General features: G+C 41.0%; 10 protein-coding genes. 2 read left to right on the top strand and 8 right to left on the bottom strand.

Annotation, left to right across the window (positions count from 1 at the left end; genetic code table 11):
- Positions 1-17: 17 nt before the first annotated feature.
- Positions 18-638, top strand: a complete 621-nt coding sequence (locus HNP77_RS09295) for a CarD family transcriptional regulator (protein WP_184652915.1) — start codon at positions 18-20, stop codon at positions 636-638.
- Positions 639-1,844, top strand: coding sequence for a 2-C-methyl-D-erythritol 2,4-cyclodiphosphate synthase (gene ispF, locus HNP77_RS09290; RefSeq protein ID WP_246428909.1), 1,206 nt, complete (start codon positions 639-641; stop codon positions 1,842-1,844).
- A gap of 3 nt (positions 1,845-1,847) precedes the next feature.
- On the opposite strand, the gene HNP77_RS09285 is transcribed toward ispF, so the two are convergent.
- The 8 genes from HNP77_RS09285 to HNP77_RS09250 are packed head-to-tail and all read right to left on the bottom strand — an operon-like array spanning position 1,848 to position 15,315.
- Positions 1,848-6,479 carry a SpiroCoCo family coiled-coil protein gene (locus tag HNP77_RS09285; RefSeq protein ID WP_184652914.1) on the bottom strand — a complete coding sequence of 1,544 codons (4,632 nt, stop codon included), beginning with the start codon at positions 6,477-6,479 and terminating at the stop codon, positions 1,848-1,850.
- A gap of 25 nt (positions 6,480-6,504) precedes the next feature.
- Positions 6,505-7,176 (bottom strand): HAD family hydrolase, encoded by a 672-nt coding sequence (locus HNP77_RS09280; RefSeq protein WP_184652913.1) that lies wholly within the window; start codon positions 7,174-7,176, stop codon positions 6,505-6,507.
- A gap of 19 nt (positions 7,177-7,195) precedes the next feature.
- Positions 7,196-8,278, bottom strand: a complete 1,083-nt coding sequence (locus tag HNP77_RS09275) for a hypothetical protein (protein ID WP_184652912.1) — start codon at positions 8,276-8,278, stop codon at positions 7,196-7,198.
- A complete protein-coding gene (locus HNP77_RS09270; RefSeq protein WP_184652911.1) occupies positions 8,279-8,689 on the bottom strand; it encodes an ExbD/TolR family protein in 411 nt (136 codons plus the stop codon).
- A gap of 1 nt (position 8,690) precedes the next feature.
- Positions 8,691-9,302 carry a MotA/TolQ/ExbB proton channel family protein gene (locus HNP77_RS09265; protein ID WP_184652910.1) on the bottom strand — a complete coding sequence of 204 codons (612 nt, stop codon included), beginning with the start codon at positions 9,300-9,302 and terminating at the stop codon, positions 8,691-8,693.
- A 47-nt stretch (positions 9,303-9,349) separates the two neighbouring features.
- Positions 9,350-10,999: a hypothetical protein gene (locus HNP77_RS09260; protein ID WP_184652909.1), complete on the bottom strand. Its 1,650-nt coding sequence runs from the start codon at positions 10,997-10,999 to the stop codon at positions 9,350-9,352.
- Between the two features lie 3 nt (positions 11,000-11,002).
- Positions 11,003-13,894 carry a tetratricopeptide repeat protein gene (locus tag HNP77_RS09255; RefSeq protein WP_184652908.1) on the bottom strand — a complete coding sequence of 964 codons (2,892 nt, stop codon included), beginning with the start codon at positions 13,892-13,894 and terminating at the stop codon, positions 11,003-11,005.
- 38 nt (positions 13,895-13,932) lie between these two features.
- On the bottom strand, positions 13,933-15,315 hold the full coding sequence (locus HNP77_RS09250; RefSeq protein ID WP_184652907.1) for a hypothetical protein: 1,383 nt from the start codon (positions 15,313-15,315) through the stop codon (positions 13,933-13,935).
- Positions 15,316-15,341 lie beyond the last annotated feature (26 nt).

Genomic DNA, 15,341 nt, shown 5'->3' with positions numbered 1-15,341 from the left:
GTGATATATTATTCCTTATGGCTAAACCGAAGACAGAGTTCGCATTAAATCAAAAAGTCGTTTACCCGAGTCAGGGTGTAGGAAAAATCACCGAAATTTTTAAGCGTGACTTCAAAGGTGAACAGGTATATTTTTACAAGATTTATCTTGAAGTTTCAGACATGATCGTTATGGTTCCGGCAGAAAAAGCTACGGCATTGGGTATCCGTGCCATCGTATCTGCCGAAGAAGCACAGGAAGCACTGGATCTTATCAGCGAAGACTTCGAAACCCCGACGTCTGACTGGAAACTCCGCTACCAGATGAATCTTGACCTCCTTAAAAAAGGTACAGTAAAAGATATTGCGTCAATCGTACGCTGTCTTTATCACCGTTCAAAGGTAAAGGAACTTCCTATTCTTGAACGTAAATTATATGACAATGCAAAAAAACTTCTTGAAGACGAAATTGCAGATGCAATGAAGATTTCTGTAAAAGAAGTAGAAGATATGCTTCATGCAAGACTTGAACCTCTTGGTGCAAAAATCGAGAAAAAACCTGTCTATTCTGATGAAGACGAAGATGACGAGGATGAATTTGCAGATGAACGCGACAGTTCAAGAGATTCAGATGACGATGATGAAGACGAGGATGATTGATTGTCCTCTCCCCTTGTTCTTGTCGTAACGGCAGCCGGTTCTTCCACAAGAATGGGAACCGGTATAAAAAAAGAATATATGCCGGCAGGTAATTCTACTGTGCTGGCAAAAGCCCTCAATGCATTTCTTAAATCCGCAGCTTTTGATATTGCAGTAATTACAGTTCCGAAAGGGAAAGAAAAACAGGCTGAAGAAGCCGTGTTTACTGATTGCGAAACGGAAATCCTGTTAAACAGACATTCAACAAAACTTATTTTTACGGAAGGCGGTTCCACAAGACAGCAGTCCGTTTACAAAGCCCTGCTTTCTGCAAAAGAAAATCTTTCAGAAAAACAGCTTTCACAGTCCCCGATTGTACTCATCCATGACGGAGCCCGTCCTTTTGTTACGGAGCAGATTATCCTTGATACAATACAGGGCGTTGAAGAAAATGATGCGGCTGCTCCCGGAATAACCCCGGTTGATACCCAGAAAGAAATATCAGCAGATAATAAAATAAGCCGGCACCTTACAAGAAGTTCCCTGACGGCAATACAGACACCTCAGGGCTTCAGGCTGCTGCCCTTAATGCAATGTCATAAAAAAGCATCTGAACTTAAAAAAGAGTTTACTGACGATACGGAAATCTGGGATAACTACCCTGAACTGACCGGAAACTCAAAAGTTCAGATCGTAAAGGGAGATCCCTGTAATATAAAAATAACTTATCCCCGGGACCTTAAGGAAAAACGAATGATTAGAGTTGGACTTGGAACTGACCTGCACCGTCTTGTAGAAGGAAGAAAACTCATGCTGGGAGGTGTAGAAATTCCTTCAGCAAAAGGCGAACTTGGACATTCAGACGGAGACGTACTTCTTCATGCCATTACAGATGCCCTTTTGGGAGCCTCAGGGATGGGAGATATAGGTTCTTACTTTCCTCCGGAAGATCCGCAATGGAAAGATGCCGACTCTGCAAAGCTTCTCGAAAAAGTATGGTCAGACATTCAGAAACAGGGATGGACTTTAGGAAACCTTGACTGTGTCATAGAAATGGAAACTCCAAAGTTTCTTCCATGGCGTCAGAAAGTAATAGACAGTATTGCAGATGTTTTAAAAACAGAAAGCTGCCGGGTATTCGTTAAAGCCAAAACAAACGAAAAACTCGACAGCGTAGGAAAAGCAGAAGCAGTAAAAGCTTACTGCACCTGCCTTCTTGAAAAATAATTTCTAGTCTTCAAGCTGAAGAATAAGCCTTACCTCTGTTCTGGTAAGGTTTAATTTTTTTGCAATCTGAGCTTCCGTCCAGCCCTGTCTTCTAAGTTCCCGTACATTCTTTCGAACTGAAGGTGTATCAGAATCCTTTTCCTCGCCGGACTTCTGGACATCCCGCTGGGCAATCTGCTTCAAGAGATCCATTTCTTTCTGAGTCTGAGAAGCAGCCCTCAGGATTTTTTCTTCCGCATCAGCAACCGCACCCTTTTCAGAATTAAAGGCTCTGTAACGTGCATCAATACCGTCAAGAACTTTATCAAGGGAAGCAAGCTTATCAATAGCTTCATTTACCTTACCGCTGCTTTTCATGATCTTTTCAATATCATTCTGAACTTTCTCTATAGTAACAGGGAACTGTTCTGCACGGTGGCTGCATTCCTCAATACGCTGCTCAAGCGACTTAATGTTCTCAAAGGAATCATCAACTTTTTCTGCAACATGATCTATCGTGGTACCCTTGTTTTCAAGACGATCATATCTTGTCTGAATACCGGCAAGAGTCTCCTGGAACTTGCGGACTTCTGCCTGCATGTTCGTAAGGTTATCACTTGTAGCATTAAGATCAAGAATCTTACCATCCATTGAATCACTGATAGCCATGAGCTTTGAAAACTTAGAATCCAGTTCATTAATGCGTGACCTGTCTCCGGCAAAAGAGTTAATCCTTGAATTAACATCAGAACTCAGTTTATTAAGTTCATTTACGCGGGTATTAAGGTCGTTAATCTTATCATTATATTCTTTTGCATCAGCAAGCTGTTCCTTAAGGTCAGAAATTGCCTCATCAAGCTGCTTCTTAAGAATATCTGCCTTTTCAAATACACCGGTTTCTGCTGTGAATTTTGCAATTCCCTTGTTGATGTCATCAATCTTAATCTGAAGGGCGTTTGTATCCTGATTAAGCTTATCCACAATCTGACGGTAGGCTTTCTTAAACTCATCAGAGGTAGCCTTAACATCACTGCGGATTTCCTTCATCTGCCGTTCATTATCACTGTTCTGATCTGCTACAAACTTTTTAGAAACAGAAACAAGATTTGTAAAATCATCCTTCAGCTGAGCCATTATTTCTCTGGTATCATTCTGAACTTTTTCTACATCAACAAAAATCTTTTCGTTTTCTTTACGTGACTTCTCTTCAAATTCCTTCAGGTCTGACTTGAAGCGGCCGTCTGCATCATCCAGCTGAGACTGAATGCGGACCTTCCATGCATTAAATTCCTGCATGGTCGCATCAATTGCAGCATTCTGACTTTCCTGGCGGAGAGCAACATCACTCTGGAACTGACTGAGTTTCTCTGCAATTTCCCTTTCGTTTTTCTCAAACTGAACCTGAACTCTGGTATTGTACTCATCAGTTTCTGCTTTAAGAACTTCATCAGCTTTCTGTGTCGTAACCTTAAGCTCATTCTTATAGTTCTCTATAAATTCATGAAGCTTCTGATTTACAGTATTAATCTGATCCTGAATTACAGACTGTCCGGACTTAATTGCAGTATAGAACTTCTGTTCCTGTTCTGAAGTCTTGGACTGAAGTTCCACAAGTTTCTTCTTTAAATTCTCAGAATATTTTGCCTCAAGTTCACGGCGGTCTTTTTCGTATTCATCAGTAAAGACTGCAAGCTGACTGTCAAAATTATTTTTCCATGAAGCCAGCTTATCCTTAACATCATCCTCGCGCTTTTTAAGCCCGACAATAAAGTCATCCTCAAAGAGCTTAAGTTTGGCACTGACATTGGAATAAGACTTCTTCTTAAGTTCATCAATAGTCTGCTCTACCCCGGAAAGCTCTCCCTTAAGGTTCTCAATTCTGTTCTTTACGGCAGATTCAAAATCAGCCTGCTGTCTGTTAACGGCCTGAGCATATTTCTCAAGATCACCGGTAACCTTTTTCTGGGCAGCATCCATAAGCTTACGCAAAGCACCTTCAAGTTTATCTGCATCGGCTCCGGTTGCATTAAGCTGTCTGAAACGATACTCCATCTCCCTCTTGTAAATATCAAGCTGCTTATCAAGACCGGAAAGGAATTTCGTCTGCTTTACATCATAATCAGCAGCAATTTTTTTCATTGAAGAACTGAGCTCATTATCAAAATCAGCAAGCTGTTTCTTTACAGCATCATTAAAAGTATTAAGCCTTGCAGTTCCCTCTTCCGTCTCGCGGGCAATACGGGCTGCAGTCTCTTCAGATTTGGATCTGGCATTTTCAAAAGAAACCTGAAGAGTAGTAATCGTAGTCTCAACATCAGACCTGACGCCTTCAGATTTTGCTTCAAGTTCAGAAAGAGTCTTAGTAATTGACGACTGCATGTCATCAACAAGTTTCTGAACGCTGGACTTATATTTTTCAAGATTTGCTGAACTCAGGGCATTATATTTTTCATAAGCTGCAGTTTCATCACTGACAACTTTTGCAACGGCCGTTTCAAATACATTGTCATAACGTTCCTTAAGCTGTTCTGCCTGAGAAACAATGGCTGCCTGAACGGCATGAAGTTTTTCCGTATTACCCTTGGTTTCTGCACCAAGTCTGTCTGCTGTCTTACGGGTTTCATCATAAGCCTTGGTAATTTCTTCCTGAAGAGAATCAAGATTTTTATTTGCCGTAGTAATGACAGTTTCCGTACGCTCCTTAACCTGTGCTTCAAGAGCATTAACATGAGAAGTAAGTTCTGCAATTTTTTCTTTAAATCCTGCTTCTGAATCAGCCGCATGCTGGTTGATTTCTTTATGAAGGGCTGCAGTTTTTGTTTTAAGGGCGTCAGAAACAGCACTAACCTTTTCGTTAAACACAGCAAGAAGATTCTGAATCTTCTGCTTAACGGCAGCATCTGCCCCGTCTGCAGTTTCTTTTACGCTGTCACTTGCAGTCTTAATTTTTTCACGATAAGTCTCTTCAAAGGCTTTGATTTTTTCTTCAAAGGATGCCTGAAGTTTTTTAACAACCTCTGAAACAGTTGCCTTCATGAGGGTTGTCTTATCCTCAACTTCCCTGTCCATTGAATCTGTTTTTGAAAGAACACTGTTTTCAAGATCAGCGGTCTTCTGATTAACCATATTCTCAAGATCAGAGGTTTTCTGATTGACTGCAGTCTCAAGATCTGAAGTTTTCTGATTAACGGAAGTTTCAAGAAGCTCAGTCTTCTGATTGAAAGCATTCTCAAGATCTGAAGTCTTCTGGTTAACGGAAGTTTCAAGAAGCTCAGTCTTCTGATTAACTGCATTCTCAAGTTCCGAAGTTTTCTGATTAACTGCTTCTTCAAGGGCTGATGTTTTTTCATTAACGGAAGACTCAACGGCTGAAGTACGTGTCTCCACAGATTCTTCAAGAGACTGAACCCTGCTCTCAAAATCACTCTGCATGTCCGAAGTACGCTGAGTTACAAGTTCTTCAAGAGAGGCTGTCTTAGAAACAAATTCATTTCGGAGGGAATCCGTACGCTCGTGAAGGTCAGTTTCAAATACAGTGGTTTTATCCCTGAGCATGTTTTCAAGATCAGTAAGGCGGTCTTCAAAAAGTTCATTAAGGGCATCTGCCTTGGAAGAAAAATTATCTTCTATACTCTTTGTATGATCCTTATAAAGGGAATCAAGAGTTGAGGTCTGTTCATAAATTTTATCTTCAACAGAAGAAACCTTAGCCTCAAGTTTTTCCGTAAGATCAGCACTGCGACTTTCAAGGTTTGACGTAAGGTTTGCTATCTTATCCTTAAATTCCTGTTCAAAGGCAGAAGTCTGTTCTTCCATAAATCCTTCAAACTTTTTGGTTACGTCAAGGACATCCTTCTGTGTCGTCTGAATCTTGGAATCAATTATGGCTGTAATCTGTTTTGTCTGAACGTCAATTTCATGTCTGCAGTCATCAAAGCGTTTCTGAGAATCTGCATTAAGTTTCTTAAATGCCTCATCTTCAAGATTGCGGGCTTTTTCTGCAGCACCGTTGTAAGCATCCTTTATATCAGCCTGAATCTTTGCCATAAGTTCCTTACTTTCTGACAGAGCCTTTGACGTATTACCGTTTATCTGATCTGCAATGGCATCATACTGGTCTAAAAGGTTTGATCCGATTATTTTAAGCTGCTCAGAGTTTTTTGCAGAAAACTCCCTGGTAATCGCAGGTATTTTCTTTTCTATATTCTCTACTGTTTTCTGCTGAAGATTAAGGCGCTCGTTAAGCTTATCAACAATTCCCGCCTCTTTTTTTACCCGCTGAAGATTCTGCTCAACGGCAGCAGTCATTTCCATAAGATTCTTTATTACAGAATCATAAGACGTAATTTTCTCGTAAATTTTCTCTACTTCTGAAACAGGCTTCTTCAAATCCCGGGTTGCAGAAATACATTCATCAAACTGCTGCTGAAGCTTTTTTACAACTGCCTTTGATTCAATATTTTTTGCATCCAGCTGAATGGCATAACTGTTAATTTCTTTTTCTTTTTCTTTAAGGATTTCATCAAGTTCTGCAAGACGACGGTCAGTATAACGCTTGACCTTTTCCATAGAATTCTGATTTTTATCTTTCTGATGCAGAGCAAGCGCAATACCAGCAGAAATTGCAACTGATACAATAATAGCGATAATAGTCATATTCCCACCCGAATAATACTTTTGTCTAGTTTAACACAATGTTTTTCAATTGGCGATAGCTTTTAAAGGAAAAATCCGCTTCCTTAAGTTTCAGATTAAAAAGCTTTCGGAAACCTGTAAGAATATAGGCACTCTTCATTCCGGCATTTTTTGCACCAAGAACATCATATTTTTTACTGTTGCCCACATAAAGAATCTCTTCCGGCTTAAGGTTAAGTTTCTGAGCAAGAATTCCAAAAGGATATTTAGAAGGTTTCAGCGCTCCGCTTTCTTCAGAACCGATGCATACGTCACACAGATCACGGATTCCCCAGATATCTTCCTTCTGCTCCGGAGGAAAATCCGAAAGTATGCCTATCTTAAAGCCAGAGTCTTTCATTGCCTTTATCGATTCGTAAGCATAAGGAAAGGGTTTTATTCTTCTAAAAAAAGGAGTAAGACCGTCATAGCTTATCTGCTTTATGAGTTTTTTTGCTTCTGAAGCAGGAATCTTAGAAATTGCTCCGAAAAGCCGTGCCTGATACTCAAAAAAATCTCCTAAAGGAGCAGTTCTGTGAAGCTTATCCCTGACCTTATTAAACTTAAGGTAAAAACCTATATGCCTGAAAAAATACACGGGCATCCTGATAAAAAGTTTCCAGGAGGGGTAAAGAGTTCCATCAATATCAAAGGCTACGGCTTTAATTCCTTCTATCATTTTTTTCCTTTTACATAGTTTATTTTTTCACTTTAACTTCTATAGTATACTCAAAAGTAGCAGTTCCTGAAGTTCCGGAAGGATCAGCAGAGAAAAGCCAGGTTGAGAGTTCTTCCCTTATGGAATCCTGCACGGCCTGAGGCAGAAGCGAAGCCGGATAGATGACAATATTTGTCTGAGGGACACGGCCGTTTCCTAAAACTGTAAATGTAATGCTTACAGACCTTGAAGTATCTATAAGTTTTGCTGCTTTCTCGTCAAGATGAATAACAGGAGTTGAAGGCTGAAGCAGCTGACGGGACTTACCGCCAACCATAATAGTTTTCTTGCCGCCCTCGCTGCCTGTTTTTATGTTAGTCTGACTGGATACACCGTCTGCAACAGTAGTCTTATATTTATTTGAACTCATTCCGCTTAATGAACTACTTGTATCAGTTGAAGCTGTCTTATTTACAACTCTTCCGTCCGTTGAAGACGCTGTAGAAGTTTTCTGAGTAGTTTTTGAAACAGCTGAACCAGAATTTCCGCTTAAACTGCTTTCTGAAACCGCTGCTTTTGAAGAATTTGAGGAACTGGATTCCGTGTATTCAAAATCTTCATCGCTGAAATAAGAATTTTTTTTAGGAGCAGACATCTGTTCCGCAGCAAGTTCTTCTACACTTTTTTTTAATTTACGCTCTACTGTCGGCTGAGGATTTTTTACAGTCGGAGCCTTTTCAGATGCTTTTGCAGAAACAGAAGACTGAGAAGGCTTAGCAGGATCAGTTTTTGTTTTCTTAGCAAATTCAGAAGCAGGTTTTGAAGCCGGTTTAGCAGCCGGAGCTTCAGCTGTTTTCTGTTCCGCAACTGGAGCAGAAGCCGCCTGGGAAGGAAGCGCAGCTTCAGCCTGAGAAGCACTTGAAGCAGCCTCAGGAGAATCATCAGCAGACTGAGGCTTTTCATTCAGCACTTTTTCAAGAGGTGCAAGAGAAACTTTTATAGTCTTAAAAACTTCTTTTTTTGAAGAAAGGGGATTAAGCAGGCCAAAAATAATCAAAGCAGCACATACAGCTGCAGTAAAAATCACGCCTACTACATTCCCTCTGTTTTCTATAGCTGTCATTTATCTTACGTCTGTCGTCCTTAAACTTACGGAAGTAAATCCGTTAATCCTTATGGCATCAAAAATCTTTACGATTGTTCCGTTTGTAACTTTCTCATCTGCCTGAATGGAAACAGGATAGGTATCCTTCGTAAAACTTCCAAGCTCAACCTGAGAAAGCTGAGTCTGAAGAAGTTCCATTGATGATTCCGTTTCGTTAAACCATATCGTACCGTTTTCTTCCACAGTGATGTTGACACCGCTTATATCCGTTCCCTGAGAAGTTGTGCTTTCAGGAAGATTCAGTGTAATTCCCGGAAGGTTTGCAAAAGTTGTCGACACCAGAAAAAAGAGAATCAGCTGAAAGATAACATCCAGCATAGGAGACAGATCTACTCCGGAAGACGGCTTCGGTCTTTTAGTAACATGCATGTCAGATTTCCTTTCCTAAAACGCGGAACACAACCTGAGTCACATTAGACTCCATGTCACGGATTCTATGATTAACCTGATTGTTGAAATAATTATGGAATACGATTGCAGGAATTGCTACAACAAGACCGGCAACTGTTGTTACAAGAGCTTCTGCAATGGCACCGGCAAGTATGGCAGGATCCCCCATAGAGCCGCCGTTACCAAGAACACCGAAAGCCTTAATGTTTCCGGTTACAGTTCCAAGAAGACCGAGAAGCGTCGAGATGTTTGAAATAGTTCCCAGAGCAGAAAGGAAATGCTCAAACTGCTGTACGACACTGTCCATCTTTGTCTGCACAACTTCCTTAAGATTCTGTTCATCAAGACGGCGGCTGTTGATAACAGTCCTGATTACTTCAGCACACGGAGTATCAGCCTGAATACAGTCAGCTTCAGCAGTTGAATAATCATGAGCGTCAAGATCATCCAGAATTGTCTTCATAAGTTTTACATCCCTGCTTTTAAGAGTAATAAAATAATGAAGCCTTTCAATAATAATAAAAAGTGCAATGATTCCGCACAAAACAATAGGAACAATAAGCGGTCCGCCGCTTTTTAATGTCTCAAGCATAATTTACATCCTTAATATCAGTTCATTCATTAATTTTCAGTCAGGATTTAGAAGAAGAAATGCACAAGAACCTTTGCACTTCCTGCCCTCTTAAGATAAAGGGACTCTCCGTAATCACGATCCTTCCTGAACAGTAATTTTACAACATCGTCAACTGCCAGTTCAAGACTTATTGAATCCCTCAGTTTATAGAAGGCTCCTCCGGAAACAATAGGACAGAGATCCACATCCTCCCCCAGGGCTTCATGAAGGGAAGCATTAAATCCCCATGCAGCCTTTGAAGACTGGAAGTCAAGACTGCCGCCGATAACATTGGAATATTCATTTGACGGAACATGCATAATATTATTTTTCCAGTCAAGCTCAACTGTAAAAATTTTCCATGAGAAAGAAAGAACAGCCTGTGAAGTAAGAATAGTACGTTCCTTTTCTTCAAGTCCGTAAAGATTTGCAGCTGCATAAGGAGAAGAATAATCCGTCTCCCATGCACCGTTACCGAATGCAGTTTTCTTAAACTCCGTTCCTGCATCAAGAGTCAGGTTTGAACCGATTGGAAGACTGAGCTTAACGGAACCGAACCAGTCAGAAGTTTCTGAAGGAAGAAATTCTGCGGAAGTAAAAAGAAAGCTCTTTTCAACTTCAGAATATCTGCAAAGCTGAGACTGAAGTCCGCCGGCTGCTTCAATAACAAGATCACGTCCGGATACTTTGAAAGTTCCCGTAAAGCTGAGGTTGAATTCAGGAAGTGCAGCATTGTCTCCAATTTCATTTCCTACGATTACACCGCCGCCTGCTCCAATCTTGAGATAAGAATTCTCCCATCCGAAATCAAGGGCAAACTCTCCCCTGCTTACAAGAGATGTATCATTTTCACTGGAATCTGCAAATTCAGAATCATACAGAAGTTCTCCCTGATATGCAGAAGTAAATGCCGTACTGAAGCCGTAACCGCTCCACTCTGCCTTAAACTCAGGATTTATAAAAAATACATCCGCATCTTCCTGCTGACTGTAAAGCTGGCTGGAAGTACCTTTATTCTGACCTTCATAGCGGTTATACCATTCTCCCTGAGTCCCCAGGTTAAGGGCAAAACCATGAGGAAGCTTCCATTTAATGCTGTCTTTCGTATAGACAGTGTGATAATTGATGTCATAAAAACTTTCACTTTTTTCCTGAAGTCCATAGGCACTGCTGTCATAGGAAGCCGCAAAATTAAAGACAAAGTTTTTTGTAGTTATAGTCTTTTCTCCGCTTAGCATCGTAACACGGTCAAAATATCCGTTTACAGCATCATGCTTTCCGTAACCGTCCTGGCTCTGATGAGAAAACTTAAGGCTGAAAGGATTATCACCGCTGCTCTTATAAATTGAAAAATCTCCGATGAAGAAACCTGGAAATCCGGCCCCTATGACACCACGGGCAAAAATCTGCCTGTCAGAAGCAGCAGAAAAATCAGCTTCAGGCTCATCATATATTTCTCCGGTCTGTACACCAGGCAGTTTCGGCATCGGAACGGTTTCTGATTCCGACGGAAGTATTTCAGAAAAATCAGGAACGGCATCTCTGCCGGCTGTAAGGGAATCTCCAGTAACTGTAGTCGTAAGTTCCGGAAGAATTATTTTTTCTTCATCTGCACTCTGGGCAGCAAGACCTGCAGCACATAAAAGCGCCGCTGCAAATACAGCTGTTTTTTTCATTTATCATTCTCCGTAATTTTTTATAAGTTTCTGACTGCGCCTGTCATATTCTGAGTCAGCATAAAGTTCATGAAGTTTTGCAGCAGTTGCCTTTGCATCACCTTCATATCCTGCAAAATCAAAAGCCTCAACTGCACCGTAAAGCACCCTCTGGGCCAGTTTGTGATTTGAAGTTCCAACCGCATAATCCGCAGCTTTAAGATAGTAGGAAGCAGCAGACTTTGCATCTCCTGCAGCACGATTATACTGAGCTGCTATAAGGGCTGTTCTTGCAGCAAAAGCAGCTTCCCTGTTTTCATTTGATTTTTTACTCTGAACGGCAAACAGTTCTTCCGCAAGAATTGCAGCGTCTTTCTGCGTAGAAGCATCTTCCCACAGAAGTTCACACAGTTGAGTACCTATACCGCGGCCTTTTTCTGTCGATGACTTACCGGCACTTTCATAATCCTTCTGAAGTTTTACAAGCCGCTCGCTTTCTCCTGAAAGAAGTTTTTTAAGTTCTATCAGCTGGGAATCAATTCCATCAGCCTTTGATTCAACCGGGAATGTCTGAACAAGAGAACGGGCTTCTCCAATGGCAAGATCATACTGTCCCATAGACCTGTACAGTTCAACAAGATTTTTGCATGCACTGTAAATGTACGGACTGTCAGGAAAAGCTTCCTTTAAAATCTTGTACTGGTTTACGGCACGATTCTGCTGGGAATTTTTTGCATAGCTGTCAGCAATAAAGAAGTATGAAGCATCAAGGAATTTTCCTGAGGCAAATTTTTTCTGATACTCGGTAAAGCGGCTTACAGCCTGTGCATATTCCGAATTAGTGTAATAAAGTTCTCCCCTTCTGAAAGAAGCTTCGTCAGCAAGACTTGATGAAGTAAAATTATTCTGAATGTCCCGGTACATTGCATCACTCTGCTCAAGAGAACCCTGCTTTGCATAAAGACGGGCAGTTTCAAAACGGCACCTTACGCCAAAATCAGATTTTTCCTTTACGTAAGGTTTAAGGGCTTCAAGAGCACTTTCAAGATTTCCCGCATCAGAATAAATCGATGCAAGAAGAAGAACGGCATTTTCTTTCTGTTCGCTTCCTATTGATACAGACACGGCCTTTTGGGCAAGAACGGCAGCACCGGAATAATTTGTATTCTGAAGGGCAGCTCTTGCTCCTACAATGCAGGCATTCCATGTAAGGCTGTGGGAAGGATATTTCTGCACAAAAGAATTCAGACCGTTAAAGGCTGTAAGGGACTGTCCCATTTTATACTGGGCATATCCGCTGTAAAAGAGAGCATAAGCTTCCCTTCCCTTTTTCTTTGAAGAAAGATACTTAGCAAAATACTGTTCTGAAGTTTTCCAGTCCCTGCGGTTAAAGGCAGAAAGTGCTGCCATATAAAAAGCATCAGGAGCAGAAGACGAAACGGCTGTATTAAAACTTGAAGCCAGGGCACCTTCTAAAAAAAGTACCTTTGCATAATCAGCAGTCTGTTCCTGATTGAGAGAGTCTTTATTTGCCTTATAAACGGCAGCTGCCTCCTGAGTACGACCTGTCTTTGCAAGAAGCTGAGCATAAAGCATGTTCAGTTCATGGCTTTCAAGTTTTTTACCTGAAAGAATATTTACAGCCTTTTCATATTCTCCTTTTTTATAAAGGGAAAGGGCATACAGGTACATTGACGCCTGGTTTACAGATTTTCTGTAAGCCTCCGAGGAATTATAAAGAGCTTCATCCCATTTTCCTTCAAGAGCAAAACTTCTGGCATACAAAAGCCGGTATGAAGAATAATATTCACTGTCCTCCGAAAGGGAAGACTTTACCATATAGTCATTCAGAATGCTTACAGTATTTTTTGAATCAAGGCGGGCACGATACAGACCTATCAGTTCCGTGTACATTTCCGCAGTATCAGCAGTCTCTGCATTATCCAGATACATCCTGCACTTTGCGTAATCTCCTGAATCATAGGCATCCGTAGCAAAGCGGGTCCAGAATTCAGCAAGAAGAAAATCATATTCCCGAAGGTTACCCTTTGCGTTTTCGAGAACGGCTCCCGGATCTTCCCCCACTTCCTTCTTGTGAAGGGATGCAACGTTATAAGCTTTCTGAAGGGCAAGGGACGCCATCACTGAATCAGAACCGTTAAGTACTTTTACGTATTCATTATAGGCATCTTTATACTGCCTCATATTTTCATAGGCACTTCCTGCATCAAGGGCAAGACTGGCACCTGTTACATCATCCAGTTTTTTTACATCTGTATTTTTATAAACTTCTATAAGCCTGCGGTTATTTCCTTCGTTCAGATAAGAATCAAAAAGCATGAGTATTACGGAATTAAAATCTTCCGTAGAAAAACAGTTTCCATTTACAACACATACTTCCAGAAGTTTTCTGGCTTCAGAAAATTTCTGCTGACGGTAATAAACCATTCCGGCATTCATCAGTGAAAGATAATAATAGGATTTAAGTGAATCCGGCCGCCGGAGAAGATAAGCTTCACAGGAATCATAAAACGCCTTCAGGGCAAGACTGTCTTCCTGACGGGCACAGTAAGTTTTTCCAAGCCAGTACAGGGAAGCACAAAGTACACTTTCATCTCCGGAAGCAAGTTCACAGGATTTTGTAAGTTCCCTTGCGGCATCTTCATAGCGGGCCAGCTTAAAATAGCTTCTGCCCTTAAAAGACAGAGCCTTTCCCAGTAAAAGGGAGCGGGGATATTCCTGTTCCATAGTAAAGGCATACTCTACTGCAGCAGGAAAAGCACCGCTGTAATATGCAGACTTAATGTCGCTGTACACCTTGGCATCATTTGCAAAAACAAAACCAGAGGTAAAAAGAATCGAACAGACAAAAACTTTTTTTATTGAACCACCGGCTTTTCTAAATAAAGCAGTCAAAGATATCTCCTTGAATTATTTTTTTCCGGAGCAGGAAGTCAGCGTGGATAAAAATATTCAGTAGACTTTACACGCTCCAGATGAATGTAAGCATTATTATAAAGAGACAGGTAATCTTCCATCGTAATTTCTTTTCCGTTCATAAATACTGCACAGCCGAATTTTCCGGAATCATCAAAATAAGGAAAAAATACTGCCGTATCACCAAAAACAAATTCATCATATTTTACTGATGAATGCTGCTTTACTGCTGCGATATAAAACCATGCAGGTTCACGTACGGCAAGAACATAAAGAAGCGCCTTAAGATTTTTAAATTCATAGCCCGTATCAGGAATATAGCTTGTATTGTTAGTAACCTTTCCGTTCACCACGTCTGAAGAAAATACTTTTATATTTACATCCACACCGCCGTTCTCGAAAGTAAAGGTTCTTCCGGTTCTTACGGATACGGCTTTTGCAGCAAGATTCCTTACCCAGTCCAAAGCAAAGGTAATGCTTGCTTCCTGAGAAATTACGCCGTTTTTTCCGGTTGAAGAAAAATCTACGGTAGGCTGAACCATTTCTCCAATTACAGTTCCCTTGCCGGATACAGGTTCAACAATTCCGTCGATTATCCATTTAATAAAACCGGCACCGCTTAAAGAAAGGCGTCCGTTATCTTCCGGTTCATATTCAGTTCCGTCTTCTTCATTTGTCAGAGTAAAAGGTTTGTTTTTAAAAATCGAATAAAGCTTTCCATCTTCGTTATAGCAGAGATCAGAAGCGTAATCTATTGAAGGAATTTTTTCCCGGATAATCTGAATCATGGTCAGCACGTCCCGATACTGCCCCGTAACCACAGATACATTTCCCCATGGAAGAGATTTTTCAGTCCATCTTTTTATATCAGCAAAAGATGCCGTATAAAGTCTGTTAAAAGGCACTCCCACTGCAACAGAACGGGCGGCATACATACCCATTACGATTAAATCCGCATAGGTTTTGCTTCCCACAGGCTTAAACTGAACGTAAACGGAAGCATCCCTGTTGAAGTACCACTGAATGTTTTCAGGTTTTCCGGTGGACTTATTTCTTGTAAGAACCCAGCTGCCGGGAGCACCCCGTTCATAGGCTGCAACCTGCATCACCTGCTCACCGTCTTCCCTTACAAAAGTAACATTCTGGTAGCCTCTGGGAGAAACTATGATAAAAACACTGTCATATCCTTCTTCTGCCCTTACCTGAAAAACAGTTCCGATTCCGTCTTCATAAAGTTCAGGATTCTTTTTCTGAAGGTCAGCAACCGGAGCGGTAAGCCAGGAATCTATAAGTTTTTTTCTGACTTCCGTTGAGTCCGGTATACCTTCTTTATTATAGTCAGCAAATCCCTGACTGATAAAAAGAGCTGAAGCAAAAACAGTGCACAGTATTTTTTTCATCAGTTTCATTTTTTATCCCTGTAAAA

This window comes from Treponema rectale (genome assembly GCF_014202035.1).
GTDB lineage: Bacteria > Spirochaetota > Spirochaetia > Treponematales > Treponemataceae > Treponema_D > Treponema_D rectale.
This window is presented reverse-complemented; position numbering and strand designations above follow the sequence as displayed.